This window comes from Nocardia harenae NBRC 108248, from assembly GCF_001612885.1.
In the GTDB taxonomy this organism is placed as follows: domain Bacteria; phylum Actinomycetota; class Actinomycetes; order Mycobacteriales; family Mycobacteriaceae; genus Nocardia; species Nocardia harenae.
In genome coordinates this window covers 535,773-557,016 of sequence record NZ_BDBH01000004.1, presented here as the reverse complement: position 1 = coordinate 557,016, position 21,244 = coordinate 535,773, and the positions used below count along the sequence as shown (strand labels likewise).

The 21,244-nt window shown below is 70.2% G+C and carries 20 protein-coding genes and 1 pseudogene; 6 read left to right on the top strand and 15 right to left on the bottom strand.

What is annotated here, in order from left to right; translation table 11 throughout:
* Positions 1 to 128 precede the first annotated feature (128 nt).
* On the bottom strand, positions 129 to 1,901 hold the full coding sequence (locus NH2_RS08700; protein WP_067652476.1) for an acyclic terpene utilization AtuA family protein: 1,773 nt from the start codon (positions 1,899 to 1,901) through the stop codon (positions 129 to 131).
* Positions 1,902 to 1,990: 89 nt separating this feature from the next.
* Between NH2_RS08700 and NH2_RS08695 the strand changes: the two genes are divergently transcribed.
* Complete coding sequence (locus NH2_RS08695) at positions 1,991 to 2,884, top strand: LysR family transcriptional regulator (protein ID WP_169811465.1); 894 nt, start codon at positions 1,991 to 1,993, stop codon at positions 2,882 to 2,884.
* A 37-nt stretch (positions 2,885 to 2,921) separates the two neighbouring features.
* Here the strand turns inward: NH2_RS08695 and NH2_RS08690 are convergent, their stop codons facing one another.
* The 4 genes from NH2_RS08690 to NH2_RS08675 all read right to left on the bottom strand — a co-directional run bounded on the left by NH2_RS08690 (position 2,922) and on the right by NH2_RS08675 (position 6,455).
* A complete protein-coding gene (locus tag NH2_RS08690) occupies positions 2,922 to 3,911 on the bottom strand; it encodes a LacI family DNA-binding transcriptional regulator (RefSeq protein WP_157103663.1) in 990 nt (329 codons plus the stop codon).
* Between the two features lie 75 nt (positions 3,912 to 3,986).
* A complete protein-coding gene (gene lhgD, locus NH2_RS08685; protein WP_067650919.1) occupies positions 3,987 to 5,183 on the bottom strand; it encodes an L-2-hydroxyglutarate dehydrogenase in 1,197 nt (398 codons plus the stop codon).
* A 79-nt stretch (positions 5,184 to 5,262) separates the two neighbouring features.
* Positions 5,263 to 5,655 (bottom strand): acyl-CoA thioesterase, encoded by a 393-nt coding sequence (locus tag NH2_RS08680; RefSeq protein ID WP_067650916.1) that lies wholly within the window; start codon positions 5,653 to 5,655, stop codon positions 5,263 to 5,265.
* A gap of 59 nt (positions 5,656 to 5,714) precedes the next feature.
* On the bottom strand, positions 5,715 to 6,455 hold the full coding sequence (locus tag NH2_RS08675) for an SDR family NAD(P)-dependent oxidoreductase (protein WP_067650913.1): 741 nt from the start codon (positions 6,453 to 6,455) through the stop codon (positions 5,715 to 5,717).
* Positions 6,456 to 6,565: 110 nt separating this feature from the next.
* On the opposite strand from NH2_RS08675, the gene NH2_RS08670 reads away from it, so the two are divergent.
* The 3 genes from NH2_RS08670 (at position 6,566) to NH2_RS08660 (ending at position 9,606) form a co-directional block, all read left to right on the top strand.
* Positions 6,566 to 7,744: an iron-containing alcohol dehydrogenase family protein gene (locus NH2_RS08670; RefSeq protein WP_067650910.1), complete on the top strand. Its 1,179-nt coding sequence runs from the start codon at positions 6,566 to 6,568 to the stop codon at positions 7,742 to 7,744.
* Positions 7,741 to 9,195, top strand: coding sequence for an aldehyde dehydrogenase family protein (locus NH2_RS08665; RefSeq protein WP_067650907.1), 1,455 nt, complete (start codon positions 7,741 to 7,743; stop codon positions 9,193 to 9,195). Before NH2_RS08670 ends, NH2_RS08665 begins: the two co-directional genes overlap by 4 nt.
* Positions 9,196 to 9,261: 66 nt before the next feature.
* Positions 9,262 to 9,606 carry a hypothetical protein gene (locus NH2_RS08660; protein WP_157103662.1) on the top strand — a complete coding sequence of 115 codons (345 nt, stop codon included), beginning with the start codon at positions 9,262 to 9,264 and terminating at the stop codon, positions 9,604 to 9,606.
* Positions 9,607 to 9,682: 76 nt separating this feature from the next.
* On the opposite strand, the gene NH2_RS08655 is transcribed toward NH2_RS08660, so the two are convergent.
* Positions 9,683 to 11,386 (bottom strand): N-acyl-D-amino-acid deacylase family protein, encoded by a 1,704-nt coding sequence (locus NH2_RS08655; RefSeq protein ID WP_067650901.1) that lies wholly within the window; start codon positions 11,384 to 11,386, stop codon positions 9,683 to 9,685.
* Positions 11,387 to 11,601: 215 nt separating this feature from the next.
* Positions 11,602 to 12,648 (bottom strand): lactonase family protein, encoded by a 1,047-nt coding sequence (locus NH2_RS08650; RefSeq protein ID WP_067650898.1) that lies wholly within the window; start codon positions 12,646 to 12,648, stop codon positions 11,602 to 11,604.
* A gap of 225 nt (positions 12,649 to 12,873) precedes the next feature.
* Between NH2_RS08650 and NH2_RS08645 the strand changes: the two genes are divergently transcribed.
* Complete coding sequence (locus tag NH2_RS08645; RefSeq protein WP_067650895.1) at positions 12,874 to 13,680, top strand: MBL fold metallo-hydrolase; 807 nt, start codon at positions 12,874 to 12,876, stop codon at positions 13,678 to 13,680.
* A gap of 43 nt (positions 13,681 to 13,723) precedes the next feature.
* Here NH2_RS08645 and NH2_RS30135 read toward each other — a convergent pair whose 3' ends face one another.
* The 8 genes and pseudogenes from NH2_RS30135 to NH2_RS08605 form a co-directional block, all read right to left on the bottom strand.
* Complete coding sequence (locus NH2_RS30135; protein WP_281202022.1) at positions 13,724 to 14,161, bottom strand: alpha/beta hydrolase fold domain-containing protein; 438 nt, start codon at positions 14,159 to 14,161, stop codon at positions 13,724 to 13,726.
* Positions 14,162 to 14,276: 115 nt separating this feature from the next.
* Positions 14,277 to 14,405, bottom strand: a pseudogene (locus NH2_RS30130) (alpha/beta hydrolase); the annotation flags it as partial.
* 342 nt (positions 14,406 to 14,747) lie between these two features.
* Complete coding sequence (locus NH2_RS08635) at positions 14,748 to 15,563, bottom strand: mycofactocin-coupled SDR family oxidoreductase (protein ID WP_169811473.1); 816 nt, start codon at positions 15,561 to 15,563, stop codon at positions 14,748 to 14,750.
* A 267-nt stretch (positions 15,564 to 15,830) separates the two neighbouring features.
* Positions 15,831 to 16,898: a lactonase family protein gene (locus tag NH2_RS08625; protein ID WP_169811464.1), complete on the bottom strand. Its 1,068-nt coding sequence runs from the start codon at positions 16,896 to 16,898 to the stop codon at positions 15,831 to 15,833.
* Between the two features lie 41 nt (positions 16,899 to 16,939).
* On the bottom strand, positions 16,940 to 17,158 hold the full coding sequence (locus tag NH2_RS28635; RefSeq protein ID WP_067650885.1) for a hypothetical protein: 219 nt from the start codon (positions 17,156 to 17,158) through the stop codon (positions 16,940 to 16,942).
* Between the two features lie 117 nt (positions 17,159 to 17,275).
* Complete coding sequence (locus tag NH2_RS08615; RefSeq protein WP_218021676.1) at positions 17,276 to 18,517, bottom strand: ABC transporter substrate-binding protein; 1,242 nt, start codon at positions 18,515 to 18,517, stop codon at positions 17,276 to 17,278.
* Positions 18,518 to 18,963: 446 nt separating this feature from the next.
* Positions 18,964 to 19,638 carry an NAD-dependent epimerase/dehydratase family protein gene (locus NH2_RS08610; protein ID WP_245650476.1) on the bottom strand — a complete coding sequence of 225 codons (675 nt, stop codon included), beginning with the start codon at positions 19,636 to 19,638 and terminating at the stop codon, positions 18,964 to 18,966.
* Between the two features lie 22 nt (positions 19,639 to 19,660).
* Positions 19,661 to 20,569: an SDR family NAD(P)-dependent oxidoreductase gene (locus tag NH2_RS08605; RefSeq protein WP_067650882.1), complete on the bottom strand. Its 909-nt coding sequence runs from the start codon at positions 20,567 to 20,569 to the stop codon at positions 19,661 to 19,663.
* Positions 20,570 to 20,684: 115 nt separating this feature from the next.
* Between NH2_RS08605 and NH2_RS08600 the strand changes: the two genes are divergently transcribed.
* Complete coding sequence (locus tag NH2_RS08600; RefSeq protein ID WP_067650880.1) at positions 20,685 to 21,242, top strand: TetR/AcrR family transcriptional regulator; 558 nt, start codon at positions 20,685 to 20,687, stop codon at positions 21,240 to 21,242.
* The last annotated feature ends 2 nt before the right edge of the window (positions 21,243 to 21,244 follow it).

The following is a 21,244-nucleotide window of genomic DNA, read 5'->3' as shown; positions in this document are numbered from 1 at the left end:
GCTTCGGCGCGGGTTTCCGTGCTTTCCGGGGTCGGTCGGCCGGCGCTGCCGGGATCAGCGGGAGCCGGTGATGGGGGCTGCCGTCGGTGTCGGTGATCTACAAGACCCGTGTCGGTGCCCCGGCCCGGTCAGACGACCACGTCGCGACCGCGCAGCAGTTCGTCCGGGATGGGAACGTGCCTGCTCAGCACGTACTCACCCATGGATTTACCCAGCTGATCGACGCGCAGGTTCGACGAGCCGCCGGTGCCGAGCACGCCGAGCGCCACGAAGTGCACGGCCCGCAGGTGCGGGAATTCGTGGCGGACCACGCCGCCGACGGCCAGTTCGGGGAACCACTGGGCGAAGCGTTCGGCGGTCAGTGTTCCCGCCAGCCACTCCCACGCGGCCGGATCGGGAACCCAGACGCCGACATTGGCGTTGCCACCCTTGTCACCGCTGCGGGCGTACGCCACGGTCGCGAGCGGCCGCGCGGAACCCTCGGCGGATCGCGGCTGTCCGGGCTCGCTCGGCACCGGCGTCACCGGCTGGGTCTGCGGCGCCCCGCCGATGGCGACGGTCTCGCCGTCGGCGGTGCACAACCGGTGCTCGACCACGGTCGTGTCGAGCAGCGCCGGCCAGTAGTCGGTGCGCAGCATGGGCGGGTAGGCAACCGGCGTGGCGCCGTCCTGGTGGAAGCCCGGGTAGCTGGAGAGGTAGAGCCCGGCCAGGGCGGGGCCGACGATCCGCAGCGCCTTGGCGTCCCGGGCGGTGGCCATGACGCGCACCGCGACCGTGGCCTCCCACTGCGAGGCGGGGTCGTCCGCCGGGCGGCCGAGCGCGGTGATGTCGAGGGTCTCGACGACGTCGCCGAGCTGCGCGGTCAGCTGCTCGCGCAGCAGCGCCAGCTTGGCCTCGGCGCGCGGCGAGGTCAGGTACGCGTAGTGGCACACCTGGTAGCCGATCGGCGCGAACAGCGCGACCTTCGCGGTCGGCGTGGGCGGGGACCCGACAACGGGTGCGATCGCGACCCGATCGGCCTCCAGCTGGGTGAGCCGCACGGACTCGAGGTGCACGGTCACGTCCGGATTGAGATAGCGCGGGCCCTGGATCTCGTAGACCAGCTGCGCGGTGACGGTGTCGACGGTGACGGCGCCGTCGTCGCCCCGATGCTTGGTGATCACACTGCTGCCGTCGGCCGCGATCTCGGCGATCGGGAAGCCCGGCCGGGTCAGCGCGGACAGCTCGTCGAATCCGGAGAAGTTGCCACCGGTGGCGTGGGCACCGCACTCGATGACGTGTCCGGCGGTGATCGCGCCGGCCAGCGCGTCCCAGGCATCCTGCGGCCAGTCGTGCCACCAGGCGGCCGGACCGCTGGTCAGGGAGGCATCGGTGACGCGGCCCGTGATCACGATATCCACGCCACGACGGAGCGCCTCGGTGATCCCCCAGCCGCCCAGGTAGGCGTTGGCGGCGTACGGTTCGGTCTGCCACGTCCGCAGCGGCTTCCCGGAGTCGAGGTGGGTGAACTCGTGGCCCTCTTCCTGCAACCGGTCGAGATCGGGGAGCAGGTTGTCGCCCTCGATATGCGCCACCTGCAGGGTGAGTCCCTGCTCGGCGACGAGATCGCGGACGGCCTGGGCGAGCCCGGCCGGGTCGAAACCGCCCGCGTTGGTCACCACCTTGAGCCCACGCTCGGCGATGGCACCGAGCTCGGGGGCGAGCTGACGCAGGAACTTGGCGACATAGCGGGGTCCGGGATTCTCCGCGAGCTCACCGGAGAGCGCCGCGAGCGTGACCTCGGCCAGGTAGTCACCGATCAGGACGTCGACCGGATCGCCGTTGACCGCCTCGGCGATGGCGGTGTTCCGGTCACGGATGTAGCCGGAGAAGTTGGCGATCCTGATCGCGCGTCGAGTCATGGTGCCACCGTAGAGCCGCACAGCGGGGAGGGGAACGACCGATTCCGGAAGGTCACATGACCGCTGCGGTCACATGCTACGGTCGGGCGGTGGAGATCTTCCATCTGCGATATTTCGTCACCGTCGCCGACGAGTTGAACTTCTCCCGTGCCGCCGCCCGGCTCAACATCTCGCCCTCCCCGCTCAGCCAGCGGATCAAAGACCTCGAGAACGCGGTCGGCACGACGCTCTTCTCCCGCACACCGCAGTATGTGCGGCTCACCGCGGCCGGTCAGGCACTGCTGCCACAGGCCCGCGATGTGGTCGAACGGTTCGACGCCCTGCAGCGGAATTTCGCGCGGTCGCATTCGACGGCCAGGCTCCGGGTGGGCGTGGCCCCGGATGTGGGCACGGCCGTCCGGCAACGGGTGTCAGCGGCCGTCCGGGATTCCCGGATCGCGCCCGGCGTGCGGTTCGTGCCGGGCAACACCGCCGAGCTGACCGCCGCGGTTCGTGCGGGCGCGCTGGATCTGGCCCTGGTGCACGGGGTGCGGCGAGCGGCGGCGCTGCGCACGCGCAGGCTCGCTTCGCAGCCCGTCGGTGTCGCGCTCAGCGCCGAGCATCCGCTCGCCGGCCGGGACAGCGTGGCGCTCGAGGACCTGCGGTCGCTGGCCTGGGCCACCATCAACCACCTGGCCGCCCCGTCGGTCTACGGCCGCACCGACGCACTCCTGGCACGGTACGGCGTGCTGGCGCGCGCGGTGGTCGACGGCACGAATGTCGCCGACCTGCTGCACCTGGTGCTGGAGGGCACTGCCTTCGCGCTGGTCGGGCTGGAAACCGGAGCGACCCGCAAGGCATTCCTCGGCGAGCCCGTGGTGATCCTTCCGGTGCGGGGGCACGAATTGTCCCTGCCCACCGACCTGATCTGGCGGCCGGACAGCATCGACGCCGATTCGCTCTCCGCGCTCCTGGCCGACGCGCCGGGGACGCAATCGCCCTAGTTCCGTCCGCCGTCGCGCTGCTCGGCGGTCACCGGGATCAGGGGGCGGATCCCCGTATTCGCAACTCGGGCTGGAATCGGTGGTGCTCGAACGGCCGCGTCGGATCGTCGAGCCGGCTCAGCAGCTTCGCGACGCCGAGTTCGGCTATCTGCTCCACCGGCTGCGACAGGGTGGTGAGGTCGAACAGATCCCACGACGCCATCTTCACGTCGTCGTAGCCGATCACCACCGCATCGCGGGGAATCGCGACACCGCGTTCCCGGGCGGCGTCGAGAACACCGAAGGCGACGACATCGTTGACGCAGAAGAGCGCGCGTGGCCCGCCTGCTTCGGAGAACAGGGCGCGCGCCGCGGATTTCGCGGAATCGTGGGAGAAGTCGGTATCGATGACGTACTCCGGCGGTACCTCGACCCCCTCCTCGCGCAGCCGATCGAGAAATCCCGCGCGCCGCTCCCGGCTGGTACTGACACCGTCATCGCCGCCGATGACCGCGACATCGCGACGTCCCCGCGCCAGGAAGTGCTCGGCGGCCAGCGCGCCACCCGTCAGATTGTCGCTGGTGATCTGATCGCAGCGCGCGCCGTCCAGACTTCGGATGATGAGGACCGCGGGCAGATTCGCCCGCAGGGCCGCGGCCAGCGGCGGCGACCCCTTCGTCGCCGCGGTGAAGACGACACCGTCGACCAGACGGCCGCGCATCGCCTCCATCGCCGCTCGCTCGCCGGAGTCCGCGTCGGAGGCCCAGAGCGTCATGCGGAGCCCGCGCCCGGTGATCGCGGTGCCGAGCGCATCGATCAACTCGGGGTAGAAGGGGTTGGTGATCCGCCCGGTGACCACCCCGATCGTGCCGGTGCGCCGCGTCCGCATCGCCCTGGCCTGCTCGTTCGCCACATAGCCGGTGCCGTCCAGAACCGAGAGCACCTTCTGCCGGGTCTCCTCCCTGACGTTCGGTTTACCCAGGAGGACCCGCGACACCGTCGTCTGCGACACGCCTGCCAGGCGCGCGATGTCTTTACTCGTTGGCACTCGATCTGCCTCGTGACGGTTCAACTCATCCTCACGATCGACGCTTCGGCGACTCCTCCCCGGTATCGGTGCCGATCAGTTCGCTTCGATGCGATCCACCAATTCCCGGGCGAGGCTGAATGCCGACGTCGCCGCCGGCGACGGTGCGTTCCTGACGTGGGCCACGGCGCCGGACCGGGAGATCGCGAAATCGTCGAGGAGCGTGCCTGCCCGATCCACGGCCTGCGCGCGGACACCGGAGTGGAATCCGCGCGCGAGGCTGTCCATCGTCAGCGACGGCACGTACCGCGCGGCAGCGGCGACGTAGGCGCGCTTGCTCGTGGCCAGCCGGATCTCCTCGATGCCGGTGCGCCAGAATTTGCGCGCGATCTTCCAGGTGCCCGGCCACGTCGCGGTGTCCCAGATGTCGCGACCGCGCATGGTGCGGAACAAGTAGCCGTCCCGGGAGGGAACCAGCATCGCGGTCGGGCCGAGCATTACGTGCCCGTCGATGTGCTTGGTGACGTGCACCCCGAGGAACGGCAGGGTCGGGTCCGGTACCGGGTAGACCATGCCGCGCACCACCGGCTCCGCCGTCGCCGCGAGTTCGAGGTAGACACCGCGGAACGGCACGATGCGCGGGCTGGCGTCGGCGCCCGACCTCCTGGCCAGCCGGTCGGACCAGAGACCGGCGCACACGATCACCTGCTGACCGACGATGGGCCCGGCATCCGTGCCGACAGTGCACGAGACGCCGTCCGAGATGCCGGTGACCGTCGTGTCGAAGAAGAACTCCACGCCCTCGGCTCGCAGTTCGCCCTCGATCGCGCGCGCGACCGCCGGGTAGTCGATGATGCCGGTGTTCGGCGCGTGCAGCGCGGCGATGCCGGTCGCGTTCGGCTCGATGTCGCGGATCTCGGCGGCGCCGACCCGGCGCAGCCCCGGCACCCGGTTCGCCTGACCTCGCTGCTCCAGCGCATCCAGGCGCGGGAGCTCCGCGGCGTCCACGGCGACGATGAGCTTGCCGCACCGCTCGAAGGGGATGGCGTGCTGCTCGGCGAACTCGTACATGAGGGCGGCGCCCTCGACGCACAACCGCGCCTTCAGCGAACCCGGCTCGTAGTAGATGCCGCCGTGCACCACGCCCGAGTTGTGACCGGTCTGGTGGACCGCGACTCTCGGCTCCTTCTCCACGACGGCGATGGTCGCTGCCGGGCGCCGGATCAGCACCTCGCGTGCGACGGCCAACCCGACGATCCCGGCACCGACGACCACGACATCGAACTTGGTCAACCGAAACCCTCCTTGCTCCGAGCCGGAACCACAGTGGTACCAGGCGCTATGACTACGTAACCACTGTAGGGCAGCGCCGTCAGGCGGTGAGGGCGGCCCTGAGCCCGTCCGGTAGTGCCGCCTTGCCCTGGAGCGCCGCGTCGACGATGACGTACACGCCCGCCGCCGTGGCGCGCACCTCCCCCGCGACCAGGAACCGGTAGTCGAGACCGAGGCTCGTCGTCCCCACGTTCCCCGGCATGACCTCGACCACGAGCGGGTCACCGTAGCGCAGCGCGGACGTCCAATCGATCCTGGTGTGCACGACCTGGATGTCGAATCCGGCGCCGAGCAACGTCTCCAACGAATAGCCCTGCGCCGCGAGGAATCCATTGCGGGCTTCCTCGATGAAGGCCATGTACCACATGTTGAAGGCCACGCCCTGCTGATCGAATTGGTAGTAGTGCGTGCGGATCGGCACCTGCACGGTCATCGTCTGCTCCTGAATGCGCCGAGATTGGGGGGAAACGTCTGCGACAGATCGCGGGATCGTCATGCCCGGCGGCCGTCGCTGCCCGACCGGGCCATCACCACCTGCCCGATCAGCGTGCGCCGGTTCATGGCGACGAGGGCGCCGACGAGCTCGGCGACGTCGCTGGTGGGGATCATCGACTCGGGCGCGAGCTCGCCGTGTTTCCAGGCCGCCATGTCGGTGTCGACGTAGGCGGGCGCGATGGAGGTCCCGGTGATGCCGGAGGCCGATTGCTCGATGTTCAAGGTGTCGATCAGCAGGCTCAGCGCGGCCTTGGTGGCGCCGTAGATTCCGAGCTGCGGCTCGGCGAACACGCCGGTGATGGAGGCGAGCGCGACGACCTTGGCGCCGTGCACCTCGTCGGCCTCGGCACCCTTCCGCAGCAGGGGGAGCGATTGCTGGAGGTAGTGCAGCGGCGCTCGGAGATTGAGGTCGACGACCTTCTGGAAGCGGTTCATGGGGATCTCGCCGATGCTGCCGAGGGTGCCGACGCCCGCGTTCAGGACGAGCGCCGACATCGCCCCGTAGGCCTCGTGATGGGCCTGCGTGACGGCTTCGACAGCGCTCGGATCGCCGAGTTCGCCTGCCAGCGCGACGACCCGGCGTCCGCTGCGCTCGCGCAGGCGCTCGGCCACCGCCGCGAGCTTCTCCGGGTCGCGGGCCGAGATCGTGATGTCGAAACCGTCGGCCAGGAGCCGCTCGGCGATGGCGAGGCCGATGCCTCGGGAGGCGCCGGTGATCAGTGCGGTCCGGGTTGCCATGGACTGGTACCTCGTTTCGAAGGGGCCGTTGCCGTGATGTCTGTCACCTGTATATGGTTACGTAGTCATCCGTACGCAGTCGTGAATGATAGACGAGGAGGCGATCGGCTGTGGCTTCCGCCGACATTGCCGAGTTTCTCTTTCCCCGCAAGGTGGTGCGCCGGGCGGGGGCGAGCGCCGAGGTCGGAGCCCTGCTGTCCGCCCAGGGCGTGCGCTCCGGCTCGGTCTTCATCGTGGCCGACCGCTTCGTGCACGAATCGGGCATGACCAGCGCGTTGATCGCGGGCCTGCACGAGGCCGGGTTCGAGACCCGGGTGTTCTCCGGCATCGTCGGCGAACCCAACCTGGACATGGTCCAGGAGGCGGCCGCTTCGGCCGCGGCCGTGCAGGCGGTAGCCGTGATCGGCATGGGCGGGGGCAGCGCGCTCGATACGGCCAAATTGGTCAGCTACCAGACCGTCTCCGGCGCTTCGCTGCGGGAGCTGAAGGGGCCCGTCCCGTTCCTGGCGAACCTGCCCGCGCTGGTCATGATTCCGACCACGACCGGCACCGGCGCGGAGGCGACGAAGGTCGCGATGTTCGCCGTCGACGGTGCCAAACGCGCCGTCCTCTCGGCGCAGTTCGTCCCGGACATCGCGGTGCTCGACGCCGATCTGGTGGCCGATCTGCCGCCTGCCGTGCTCGCCGCGACCGCCCTGGACGCGCTGTCCCATGCGATCGAGTCGATGATGTCGACCACCTCGAACGAGTTGACGTGGCACTTCTCCGGCGAAGCGGCGCGCCGGATCTTCGCGCAGCTCCCCCGCGCCTTCGACGGCGACCGGGAGGCGCGTTCGGACCTGCTCTACGCCTCGTTCCTGGCCGGCGTCTCGCTGAACGCGGGCGTCACCCTCGGGCACTCGATGAGCTACATCCTGGCCGCGCGGCACCACCTCGCGCACGGGGTCGGATGCGCCCTCGCGCTGCCCTTCGCCCTGGCCTACAACCAGTTGATGCCTGCCGAGGAGGCCGATGACATCGCCCGGCTGGTCCTCGATCGGCCCGATGCCACACTGCGTGAACTGGCCGAGGACGTTCAGCGGCTGACCGCCGCGGTCGGTATCCCGACCGACCTGACCGGGTTCGGGGCCGAGGACGAGTCGAGCACGCTCGGGCCCGCGGTGGCCCGTGACTATCCTCGCCCCACCAACCCGGTGGCGCTCGAGCCCGAGCGCCTCGCCCTTCTCTTCAGTCATCTCCGGACCGGCGATCTGGCCGGCGCCTGGACCGCGATGGGAGTTCCCGCATGAGTGAACCGGTTGTCCATCAATCGCATATCGACGGCCGGTGGCAGGACGCGGCCGACCACGTCGATGTCCGCAATCCGTCGGACTGGTCCGACATCATCGCCCGCGTGCCCGCGCTGGCCCCGGAGACCATCCGCGCGGGCATGACGACGGCACGGCGGGGCGCCAAGATCTGGGGGGCGACCAACGCGCTCGCCCGCGGCCAGGTGCTGTACCGCGCCGCGGCCATTCTGCGAGAGCGGCAGCCGGCGCTCGCCGAGCTGCTGGCGCGGGAGAACGGCAAGACACTGGCGGAGGCCACCGGCGAGGTGGGCAAGGCCGCCGAGTTCTTCGAGTTCTACGGCGGCATGGCACGGCTGCCCTACGGCGACCTGATTCACGACGCGCGCCCCGCCACGATCACGACGGTCCAGCACGTTCCGGTCGGTGTCGTGCTCGCCATCACGCCGTGGAACGATCCGCTGCTCACTCCCGCCCGCAAGCTGGCGCCCGCGCTGGCGGCCGGCAACGCTGTGGTCTTGAAACCCGCCAGCGACACCCCGGTGATCGCCCTCGAGCTGACCCGCGCGCTGCTCGACGCCGGGCTCCCGCCGGAGGTCATCACGACCGTCACCGGCCGGGCCCGCGATATCGCCGCGTTGCTGGTGGACGCGCCGGAGATCGACGCCATCACCTTCACGGGATCGACAGAGGTGGGGCTGGATCTGCAGCGCAGTGTCGCGGGCCGCAATCAGCGCATCCAGTGCGAAATGGGCGGGAAGAACGCCGCCATCGTGCTGGCGGACGCCGATCTGGAGCTGGCCGCGCAGACGATCGCCGCGGCCGGGTTCGGGCAGGGTGGGCAGCGGTGCACCGCCACCAGCCGCGTCCTGGTCGAATCGCGGGTCGCGGACCAGTTCGTCGCGCGCTTGGTGGAATTGGCCGGTGCGATCACCGCCGGGCCGAGCCTCGAACCCGGCGTGGCGCTGGGGCCGCTGGTCAGCAAGGGACATCAGTCCGAGGTCCTGGCGCATATCGACCGCGCGCGGGACGAGGGCGCCGCCATCCGGGTCGGCGGTACCCAGGGCGACGGCGACGTGCTCGCCAAGGGCTGCTATGTCCTGCCCACGGTCGTGGACGATGTCACCGCCGACATGAAGATCTGGCGCGACGAGGTGTTCGGGCCGGTGATCGCCGTGCTGCGGGTCGACAGCCTGGACGAGGCGATCGACCTGGCGAACGCCTCGGAGTACGGCCTCTCGGCTGCCCTGTTCACCACCAGCCTGGCGGCAACCCACAGCTTCCTCCGGGACATCGAGACCGGCCAGGCCGCGGTCAATCTCCCGACCTCCGGCTGGGACGTGCATCATCCGTTCGGCGGCTTCAAGCTCTCGGGATCGTCGTTCAAGGAACAGGGGCTCGAAGCCTTGCACTTCTACACGCGAACCAAGACGTGCGCCGTGCGAGCGGTGTGACCCTCCGATGAACGCAGGGGCCGGCGCACGGCCCCTGCGCGGCCCCGAACCGAGCGGATCAGCGAGATGAACCCGAGCCGGCGCCTGCGACCTGTGCCCGGTCTCGACCAGAGCCGCCGCGGGGGCGATCCGGCCGATGCCCCCCGGCGCGGCGCACCGCGCAGCCGGCCGGTCCGGCCTGCTCGGATCACGGCCTTCACCGCCACCGTTGTCGCGATGCGCGTGCGCGAGATCCTCGACTTCTTCGAGAGCTGCCCGGCGTGCGGATACGCCGCCCAGGCCGTCGCCGTCGAACGCGATCTGCCCGATGGGCGGACCGACGTGGAGGTGCGCGTCGGCTGCGCCCTGCCGTGCGGGTGGCAGGACGAGCCACGCGGGCCGCACGCGTCCGGTGGGGCCGGTCCGCGCTGACCTCCCGGCTCCGGGGCAAACCGCGAAACCCCGGTGCGCACCGGGTAGCCGGTGCGCACCGGGGTTTCGGCGGGCGCTACCGCGCGCCGCGGACCAGCTTGCCCGGCAGCGCGTCGGTCTCGGCGCCGTCGGTGTAGGTCTCCTGGCCCGCGACCACGGTGTGCAGGTAGCCGTCGACCCGCTGCAGCAGCCGCTTGCCGCCCGCGGGCAGGTCGAAGCGCACCTCGGGGCGGTGCAGGCGCAGATTCTCGATGTCGATCACGTTCAGGTCGGCCCGGAGGCCGGGGGCGAGCACGCCCCGGTCGGTGAGCCCGACCGCCCGCGCGGTATCCCTGGCCTGCCGCTGGATGACGTACGGCAGCTCCAGCCGGGCGCCGTCGCGATCCCGCACCCAGTGGGTCAGCAGCGTGGTCGGGAAGCTGCCGTCGCAGATCGTGCCGACGTGCGCACCGCCGTCGGACAGCCCCGGCAGCGCGTAGGGGTGCCGCAGCATGTCGTAGACATCGTCGAGGTTGCCGAACCTGTAGTTGGCGCTCATCACGTTCAGCATGTCGCCGCGGGCGATGATGTCGTAGGCCAGCTCGACCGGTTCGCGGCCTTCCCGCGCGGCGCGGGCGGCGATCGAATCCTCGGGCGACGGCTCGTAGTTCGGCGGATCGCCGAGTTCGTACATCAGCTCGTACTTGTGGATCAGTGCGCCGCCGAGGCGACCCCGCTCCTTCTCCAGGGTCTGGGCGGACAGGATCGCACTGCGCAGTTCGGGATCGCGCATGCGCGCGGCCTGCTCGGCCGGGCGCAGGTCGGCCAGCTGCTGCCACACCGAGTTCAGCATGAACGGGTTGAGCGTGTTCTCCAGCCCGATCAGCAGCCCGACGCCGCGCACCGCGACCTGGGCCTGGATCGGCATCCCCGCGCGCTGCGCCTCGTCGGTCAGGGCCAGCAGCGTCTTGTGCTTGTCGGTGTCGAACGGGAACTGCAGCAGCGAGTAGGAGAGCGGGCGGCCCGACGCCGTCACCATCTCGCGGATGAGCTGGAATTCCTGCTCCGGCTCGGGGAAGTCGCTCACGAACTGCAACACCCCGGTGCCGGTCTGCCCGACGGCCCGGGCGATCGCCACGAGTTCGTCGGCCCCGGAGCCGTAGGAGGGCGTCAGCTGACCGTCGACGCTCTTGTGGTTCAGGGTCCGCGACGTGGAGAAGCCGAGCGCTCCGGCCTGTACCGCCTCGGCGGCGATCTTGGCCATCAGCGCGATCTCCTCGGGCGTGGCCTCCTCGCGCGCGGCCGCCCGGTCCCCCATCGCGTGCACGCGCAGCGCAGCGTGCGGCACCTGGACCGCCAGGTCGATATCGAACGACCGCTTCTCCAGCAGGTCCATGTACTCGGGGAAGGTCAGCCAATCCCACGAGAGGCCCTCGTGCAGAGCGATGCCGGGGATGTCCTCCACGCCCTCCATGAGATCGATCAGGCGGTCGTGGTGCTCGGGCTTGGCCGGGGCGAACCCGACCCCGCAGTTCCCCGCGACGACCGTCGTCACGCCGTGCCACGACGAGGGCTGCAGCCGCGAATCCCAGGTCGCCTGCCCGTCGTAGTGGGTGTGGATGTCGACGAAGCCCGGTGCCACGACCGCGCCGTCGGCCTGGATCTCCCGTTTCCCGGTGCCGTCGACGCGGCCGACCTCGGCGATGCGATCCCCCACGACGGCGACGTCCGCGGTGCGCGGGGGCCCGCCGTTGCCGTCGACCACCGAACCGCCACGGATCACCAGATCGTACTCGGCCATGAATGAAGCTCCTCACGATCGTCCGTCATTCGGAGCTCGCAAATAGGGGCTCCGAGGCCCCTCCGTCGATCCGAGAGGGACCATCCTCTTCCACCATGCTGCCTGCCGAGGCAGCAACAGTCAATATTTCAGCATCCTCTTTTCGCCTTTCGGCGTGTTCCTGGCTGCGTCAAGTATCGGGAGCAGACGCTTTGAGTGTTCCTTTTGCGCGGGGCTCACGGCGTGATATCAGCGGCCAGTCCGTCGGTGAACAGCCTGCCGGTGTCGATAGGAGGGCCGAAGGGGCGCAGCGCTCCGTCCGGGAGCACGTCGAAGCCCTGCAGGGTCGACGGCCCGGCGCTGCTGAGCGAGCCGAGTGTGACGACGTAGAGGCGCTCGCCGTCGCGATCGAAGAAGGACAGTCCGGGCGCGCTGGGTATTGCCCCGGCGCTGTAGGGCGACCCCGGCAGCGGCGTGAGGCCGCCGTCGGCCCCGAGGCGATATCCGGAGACGCTGTTGAGCGCGTGCGCCACGTAGGCGCGGGACGAATCCGCGCTGAACGTGATCCCGCGGTTGCCGGGCAGCGTCGGGAACGGCGAGCCGGGCAGCGGAGTCAGCGTTCCGTCCGCGGCGATGCCGAATCCGGTGAGCGTGCCGGTCACCTCGTTCGACACGTACAGCAGTTTCCCGTCCGGGCTCACCGCCGGATTGATCGGAGTGGCGCCCGCGGCGATCCGCTGCCGGGGTTCCAACGCGATTCCGTCGGAGTCGAGGGGCAACCGCAGGATCTGGCCGCCGACGTAATCGTCCACATAGAGGGTGCGCCCGTCGGGAGCGACGGCGAGGAAGGCGAAGTGCGTCGTGATGTCCAGCGGCGTCGTGGCGACGCGCACGGGCAGCCCCCCGGCGATCGAGTAGGTGATCACGGCTCCGCGCACCCCGTCGGTCGTGGTCGCGTACAGGTGCCGCCCGTCCGGCGCGGCGGCCACCGCCACGATCCGATCCGCGGTCAGCAGCGGCGATCCCGGCAGCTCGGTCAGCGTGCCGCCGGGCGCGATGGCGAACGCGGCGATCCGGTTCTCGCTCGAGGAGGCGACGTAGACGTATTTCCCGTCCGGAGTCACCTCCACGCTGTAGGACCCGGAGGGGGCCGGGACCGTCGCGCCGACCGGTTTCGGATCCGCGTCGGGGCGCACCTCGAAGCCGGCCACGCCCTCGTTGAACGCACCGCCGACGTAGATGTACTGCGCGCCGGGCTCCGCCCGGGCCGGCGCCGCACCCATAACGACAGCGAGCGTCGCTACCACGGGTAGCAATAACAGTATCCTCATAGCCACGCCACCCTCTTATGCTGCCGCCGAACGATCACTCTTTCCTAGAGATCAGTACCCGATAAAGACTCCGGGCCGCCAGTGTTACTTCGTCCAACACCGACGATCGGGCCCTTGACATTTCGATCGTTAACATCGCTTACTTGGTTAGAAATGTAATCCGCCGCAGGAGGGCCCGTGTCCGTCTACCGCATCGATCACGTCCTCGATGTCGAACATCCGGCCCCGCCGGGCCACCTGCTCGAGCCGCCGGCCACCGCGGCTCCGGACTGGGAGACGGCGGCGCCGTGGTTCGAGGACGGTTGGCTGATGCCGATGGGCGGATTCCTGCTGCGCTCGGCGGACCGCACGATCCTGGTGGACGCGGGTTTCGGACCGGCGACCGACATCTTCGAGCGCAGCGGGGAATTCATGAAATCCCTGGACGCGCTCGGGGTCCCGCCGGAGCAGATCACCGACATCGTGGTCACCCACCTGCACCTGGACCATCTCGGATGGCTCGCCCCGACGGGGGATCCGGTCTTCCCGAACGCGCGGCACGTCTGCCACCGTGCCGACATCGACTGGATCCTGGACCACTCCGGCACCGGCCCCGAGATGGCCGGGGTCCGCGACATCGTCCATCGCGTATCCGATCTGCTCGTCCCCGCCGAGGGCGACCGCACCGAGATCGCCGATTCGGTGACGATGCGCCTCTTCGCCGGCCACACCCCGGGCAACAGCATCGTGGAGATCGATACCCCGGACGGCCCACTGCTGCTGATCGGCGACACCGCCCACCACCCGGCCGCGCTGGTCGAAGACGGCTGGGGCGATCTGTTCGACGCCGACCACGCCGGGGCGGCCCGCTCCCGCGCCCGGCTCGCCGACGAGATGGAGCGCACCGGCGCCGTCGCGATCGGGGCCCACTTCCCCGGCACCGGGGGCGGGCGGATCACCCGCGACGCCGGCGGCGATCGCCGCTGGGTTCCCGTCGCGGTCTGACCCTCGCCGCCGGTTGCCCGGCGGCGAGGGCCGACGGCCGAGTTCAGCCCGCGAGCGCGCGGCGGAAGAACTCGTCCCGGGTGGCCCGCGCCGCCCGGGAGACGGCGGCGGCCGGAATCAGGTCGAAGCCGTGGAACGCGCCGCCCCACAGATGCAGGTCCACCCCGACCCCGGCTTCGCAGAGCCGCTGGGCGAACTCGATGACCTCGTCGCGGAAGGTCTCCACCGTGCCGACGTCGAGATAGGTGCGCGGCAGGCCGGAGAGCTCCTTCGCGCGGGCAGGCGCCGTGTAGGGCGAGACGTCGTCGGTGCCGCGCCGCTCACCGAGCAGCGCGGTCCAGCCGAACAGATTGGTCGCGCGGTCCCAGATCGCGCCGCCGTCGAGCATGCGCGCGCTGTAGGACTCGCAGCGATCGTCGAGCATGGGGCAGCGCAGCACCTGGTGCGTGATCGTCGGATAGCCGCGGTCCCTGGCGAGCAGGGCTGTCCCGGCCGCGAGCCCGCCGCCCGCGCTGATGCCGGTGATGATGATGCGGGTGGGGATCGATGCCGAGCGACTCGGCGTTGTCCGCGCACCACCGGAGCCCGGTGTAGCAGTCGGTGATCGGCGCCGGGTCGGGGTGCTCGGGGGCCAGCCGATACTCGATCGACGCCATCACCGCGCTCCCGTCGGCGGCGTAGGGCTGCAGGTCGCCGAGCCCGAGGAAGCGGTCCCCCGAGATCATTCCGCCGCCGTCGATGTGAAAGATCAGCGGCCGCACCCCGTCGGTCGCCGGTTTCAGCACCGTGAGGACGAGTTCGAGCCCCTCCTCCGGCCTCAGGATCGTCAACTCCTCCACCCGCACGGCGCCGTTGCCCGTCAGGTCGGGCCGCATGGCGATCGCGATCTCGGAATTGGCCGCTGCCCGCAGCTCCGCGATCGGCACATCGCCGCCGCTGAGCCAGGGGAACTGGGCGAGCTGAGCGTCCACCAGCGGAGCCAGCTAGGGATCCAGCGGCGGCGCGGCGCGTTCTTGCTCCGACCGCGGCGTCGTCTCGGTCATGATGGCTGTCCTTCTGTTCTGCGGTCAGTACTGGGTCGAACCGGCATCGACTGCGAGCGCGTGCGCGGTGATGAATTTGCTGGCGTCGGAGGCGAGGAAGGCGACGGTGTCGGCGACGTCCTCCGATTCGATCGCCTCGACCGGCAGGATATTGGTGAACATTGCCCCCGGCCGCGGGTTGGCCTCGATCGCGCGGCCGAGGACATCCTGGATGGTGCCGGTCCCCATGGGGGTGTTCACCGCCGTGGGATGGACGCTGTTCACCCGGATGTGATCCTTCGCCAATTCGACGGCGAATGCCTTCGCCATGCCGGTGACGGCGAATTTGCTCGTCGTGTAGTGAACCATGAAGGGCTGGACCTTGAGCCCCGCCGCCGAGCTGATGAGGATGATCGAGCCGCCCCCCGCCCCGGCCAGGTGGTGGGCCGATGCCATCACCGTGTTCCACACCCCGGTGACGTTGATGTCGAGGGTGTTCGCGAACACCGCGGGCGTGACCTCATCCCAGGGCAGCGGCGTGCAGATGCCCGCGTTCGCCACGACCACATCGAGCCGGCCGAGCTCGGTCACCCCGCCGGCGACGAACTCGCGCATCGTGCCGAAATCCCTGACATCGCATTCGGCGGTCAGCACGCGGCGGCCCTCGGCCTCGACGAGCCGGGCCGTCTCCTTCAGGTCCTCCGGGGTGGCGTGGTCGTAGGACACGTCGGGAAGCGGACCGCACACGTCGAGCGCCAGGATGTCGGCGCCCTCACGGGCCAGCCTGGCCGCGTGCGCCCGCCCCTGCCCACGCGCGGCGCCGGTGACGAAGGCGACCTTGCCGTCGAGTGTTCCCATGATCGAGTTCTCCTGTCGGTGTTTCGAAGCGTGGCGACCTGTCGGTCAGTGTTGCCATCCCGCCGGGATCTTCGGTCCGGCGACCGTTCCGCTCTCGTAGAGAGCCTTGATCCGCTCGGCGGAGTAGCCGAGTTCGGCGAGAATCTCTCGGGTCTGCTGTCCGATGATGGGAGCGGACCGCGGTAACTCGAGGCGGAAATCGTCGAAGTGCCAGAACGCTGCGACGACCCAGTTCCACTGTGAGCGGCGACACATAATTCAGTCACCTCATTACAGTCGGCTGCGGGCGCGAACGCCATTGCGCATTCCGCCACGGCGCACGTCCGGACGCGCAACACCCGGCTGCCGAGACCGGCCGCGGGCCACGCTCCCGGCCCGGCACGGGTCAGCGCCGGGCCTGCCCCGAAGGGCGAACGGCCCGGCGCGCGCGTCGGCGGATCGTCGGCCCGTGATCACCGCGCAGGGCCCGTCCGGGAAGATGAGCCCGGTGTCCACCGCGCGTTCCGACTCGCGCAGGGCGCCGTCCGGAAGCACGTCGTAGGTCCGCACGTGCGCGGAGCCGCGGTCGGAGAACGAGGCGACCTCGATGATGTAGACCCTGCGTCCGTCCCGGCTGGTCAGGGCGCGCCCGGAGGAATCGATCGGGATGCCGCCATAGGGTGAGCCGGGCAGCGGCGTGAGCCCGCCGTCGGGGCCGATGGCGTAGCCCGCGATCGTGTTCAGGATGGCGTGCGGCACGTAGGCGCGGGTGGAATCCGGGCTGAACGTCACCCCGTGCGGGATGATGCCGGTCCGGAACGGCGAACCGGGGACTTCGGTCAGCACGCCGTCCGCGGCGATCCGGTAGACGGAGACCGTTCCGCTCTCGTTGGGCGAGAAGAGAAATCTGCCGTCCGGGGTGACCCCGGGGCTGACCGGCATACCACCGGCGGGGATGCGCTGCCCGCCCGGTCGCGCGATACCGTTCCCATCCACCGGCAGCTGCACGATCTGGTTGCCCGCTCCGTCCGCGAGGTAGAGATTGCGGCCGTCCGGCGCGATCGTCAACATGCCGAAGTGGCTGGTGGAGTCGAGTTCGGCGAAGGCGACGGCCGGACCGGGCAGGCCGCCGGGCCCGATCTCGTAGGTGCTGACTCCACCGCGCAGCCCGTCGGTGGTGGTGCCGTACAGGTGCTTGCCGTCGGGCGCCACCGCGAGGGTCGCGGTCGGGCCCGCGGTCGCGACCGGCGAGCCGGGGAGGTCGGCCAGTGTGCCCTCCGGGTTCACGGCGAACGCGGCGATACCGGCTCCGACCGTGAGCCCGACGTACACGTGGTCGCCGCTCGGAGCGGCGACCACACTGAGCGAACCGTACCCGGTGGGAGCGGCGCGACCGGCGATCACCGGGGGCCGTCGGGGCGAACGTTCAGACCGACGACCGCGTCGGACAGCGCCCCCGCCACATAGATGTGCTGAGCGTCGCCGCCGGGCGCGACCTCGTCGGCCCTGGCCGGGGCGGCGGCCACCGCCGGCGCCAGGACGGCGACGGCAGGGAATGCCACCGCCTGCCACAGCGCAGCGGTTCGCCTGCTGCGCGGGGAATTCAGTGCGTGCAGCACGACAAGAACCTCGATGACTCCGGAGATCGGAGCCCGCCAACGGGGACGCGGGTGGTGACACGGAGCCACCGCGACCGGACCCGTTGGCCGGGATGGTGACGCCGGGCGGCGCCGGCGCTACTCGGTGACCTCCGGGTCGGCCGGCTTCCCGTCCCGCATCGTGACCCGCACCTGGGAGAGGCTGCAGATCGTGGGAAGGCCGGGGACCGATCCGTCGCAGGAGAAGGAGATGCCGTGCCCGAGCGGCAGCGGCACGTTCCGTGCCGCCGCGATGGCGGCGCCGACCGCCGCGGCGCTCGGCTCCCCGGCGAGGGCCTGCGATGCCCGGACCACGCCGAGCATGCCCTGGTAACCCGCGTAGGAGGCGCCGCCGATCTCGGCGCCGCCGGCGTACCTGTCGAGCACGTCGCGGTAGAGCACCGCCTCGGGGTCGTCGGAGGAGACATCGGCACTGGAGAACACGCTGGCACCCTCGATCGCGTCGCCGACGGCCTCGACGGTGGAGGCATCGCTGCACGGCGAGATCAGCAGCTTCTCCTGGGTGGCGCCGAGTGTGTCGAGCGCCTTCAGCACCGAGGTGCACACCGTCGGGTCGGTCGCGACGGCGACCGCGTCGGCGTCATCCCCGATCGCCGAGCTGACCTGCGGAGTCGCGTCGGGGGTGCCGGGCGGGATGGGAATCACCCGCAGCTCGATCCCCCGCGCCTCGAAGGCCGCTCTGCCCAGGCTGTTCGCGGTGGCGACCGAGGCGGGGGAATCGAACACCACGAGCGATACCTTCTTGTGACCGCGGTTCCCCGCGTAAGCCGCCATCGACTGCAGGGTGCCGGGGTACCCGCCGGTGAGCGAATAGGCCCCCGGTGTGGTCATCTCCGCGGCGCTGGCCGCGTTCGCCACGACGTAGGGAATTCCGGCGCCGGTGATGATCGGAACCATCGTGTCGCCGAATGCCGATGCGGTGACGACGACGGCGGCGACCTTCTGCTCGACCATGCGGTTGGCGCAATCGCGAGTGGACGCCGGATCCTCTTTCATCGCGCAATTCACCGCTTCGATGCGATGTCCGGCAATGCCGCCGAGATGCGCGTTGGCGTACTGCACCGCGGCTTCTGCGGCTTGCCTGGCTCCGGGCAGCGACACCGTCGGGCCGCCCTCCGGATTGATGATGCCGATCTTGATCGGTGTTCCGGTGGCGGGAAGATCCGGAAATGCGGCGGTCGGTGGCTCGTCGCCCGGACTGGAGGAGGAGTCCTCGGCCCCGCAGGCGGCGATCACGACCAGGGTCGGCAGCAGGGCGGCGAGGGCCAGCCGGCCGGCGCGGGTGCCGCTCGAACCCTGTCCACGGCGTTGGAAGATCATCGGGGATTCTCTCTCTCGACGGAGCCGAAGCCCCGGCAATCCCGTGACGGAGATCACAGAACCGGGGGCCAGGACAATCTAGATCGAGAGAATTCCTCTGTCAATAAGCTATCTAGGTTAACTAGGTAGTGCCCGTCCTGCCGCGTCCGCGTTTATGACTTTCGACGATGGCCGGGCGACCACAATGGTGCCACTCATTTAGCCATGACCCCCGTCGAGCACCGGTTTTCCGCCGCAGCTCCGCTCGATTCCCGCCACTCGGATTCGCCGGCCGACGGCGACGTTGTGAATGAGCTGTCTCGGTGCACCCGATAGCCCCGAATCGCATGCCGACGCCGACGGTGGTCAGCACATCTCAGTGACCAGCGTCGGCGTCGGCACCGTCGTCGGCATCACGGTCCGCCCCTCCCCGAGGAGCGGCCGAAGGCGCGGGCCGCCGCGCGCGATCAATCCCCGCGCGCGGCGGCCGCGTTGATGTCGGCCGTTTCCAGGACCCGCTCGGGCGCGCCGTCGCGGATGATCTGGATCATCGCCTCGCCCAGCCGCAGGCTCGTCGTGACGTGGCGGGGTGCGAGCCGGCGCAGCAGCGGATAGAGCGGGGTGACGACCCGGTAGAGCGCCACATAGGCCTTGGTCTTGGCCTTGGTTCCCTGCAGCGGCACGATGAACGCCGGCCGGAACATGTAGGCGTTCGGCGACATCTCCATCAGGGTGTTCTCGAGTTCGCCCTTGACCCGCGCCCACATCATCCGGGTCTTGCCGGTGCCGTCGGTGCCCGCGCCGGAGACGTAGCAGAAGGTGAGCTCGGGGTTGGCGGCGAGCAGCGCGCGCGCCGCGGCGAGGGTGTAGTCGACGGTGATCGCCCGGTAGTCGGCCTCGCTCATGCCGAGCGCCGAGACGCCGAGGCAGAACAGGCAGGCGTCCCACCCGGTCAGCTGATCGGCGATGGGGCCGAAGTCGGTGAAGTCCTCGTGCCGGATCTCCCGCAGCTTGGTGTGGCTGCGTCCGGTCGGCGAGCGGCCGATCACCAGGACCTCGGTGACCGCGTCCGCCCGCAGGCAGGCCTCCAGGACGCCCTGGCCCACCATGCCGGTGGCGCCGAAGATGACGATGCGCATCATAGTCCTGTTCTCGTAGGCTCGGTCAGTTCAGGCTGTAGGAGACGCCGGTGAGATCCTCGGAGACCTCCCACAGCCGGCGCGCGATCTCGGTGTCGTGCGACTGCTTGCTCGATTCGGCGAGCACCGGGTGGCCGCTCAGCCCGCCGACGCCGCCGGGGCCGTAGTACTGCCCACCGCGGGCCGCCGGGTCGGTGCCGGCGCGCAGGGTCGGCAGCGCACCCATCGCGGCGGACTGGGAGAACAGCTGCATCGCCGGTACCCGGATCACCGCAGGCAGGTGCCTGCCCAGATCGGTGTTGGAGCCGCCCGGGTGGGCGGCGAGCGCGGCCGTGTCCTGGCCCGCGGCGGCCAGGCGGCGCTGCAACTCGTAGGTGAACAGCAGGTTCGCGAGCTTCGACTGCCCGTACCCCTCGAGCTTGCTGTACTTCTTGTCCAGGTTCAGGTCGTCGAAGTGGATCGACGCGCGGATCCGGTGCCCGACGCTGCTGACGGTCACCACGCGCGAGCCGTGCACCGGCAGCAGGTGCTCGAGCAGCAACCCGGTCAGCGCGAAGTGGCCGAGGTGGTTGGTGCCGAACTGCAGCTCGAAGCCGTCCGCGGTGTACTGCTTGGGCGGGTACATCACCCCGGCGTTGTTCACCAGCAGGTCGATGCGGGGATGGGCGGCCTTCAGCTCCTCGGCGGCGGCCCTGACCTGGGCCAGCGAGCCGAGATCCAGCCGCTGCAGCTCGACCCGCGCGGCGGGCGTGTCGGCGATGATGCGTTCCGCGGCGGCCTTACCCTTGTCGAGGTCCCGCACTGCCAGCACCACGCGAGCGCCCTTGGCGGCGAGCGCGGTGGCGGTCTCGAAGCCGAGCCCGGAGTTCGCACCGGTGACGATGGCGGTGCGCCCGGTCTGGTCGGGAATATCGGTGGTGGTCCACTTCGCCATGAAGGCTCTCCTCCGTAGAATCGGTATTCGGAGCGCTTGCTCCGCTTCTACCGACCACTATACGGAACGCGCGCCCCGTTTTCAGGTGGGGTCGCGCACAGGAGGTGAAATCCCCGTGGCGGACAGTGCCCGACCCCTGCGTGCCGACGCCGTCCGGAATCGGGAGGCGGTGCTGGAGAACGCATACCAGGCTTTCGCCGAGATCGGGTCGGCGGTGCCGATCGATGAGATCGCTCGGCGCGCCGGGGTCGGCGCGGGCACCGTCTACCGGCACTTTCCCACCAAGGACGCGCTCTTCGCGGCTGTCATCGCCCATCGTCTCGGTCAGATCGTCGCCGCCGGTCGAGCCCTGCTGGAGACCGGCTCGCCCGGTGCCGCGCTGGCCGGCTTCATCCGCGCGATGGCGCTGGAGTGGGGCGCCGCCGACCAGGGGCTGGCTCAGGCCATCGCGGGTGCGGGCGCCGACAGCGATGTCGTGCCGCAGGCCGAAGCGCAGTTCATGGAGTTGCTCGCCGAACTGCTCGCCGCGGCGCAGCAGGCCGGAACGGTGCGCGCGGACCTCACCCTGCGGGAGGCCAAGGCGATCATCGTGGCCTGCCAAGCGGTGCGCAACCACACCCCCGACGTCGCGCACCGGGTCGTCGCCATCATCCTGGACGGACTGCGGCCGTAGCG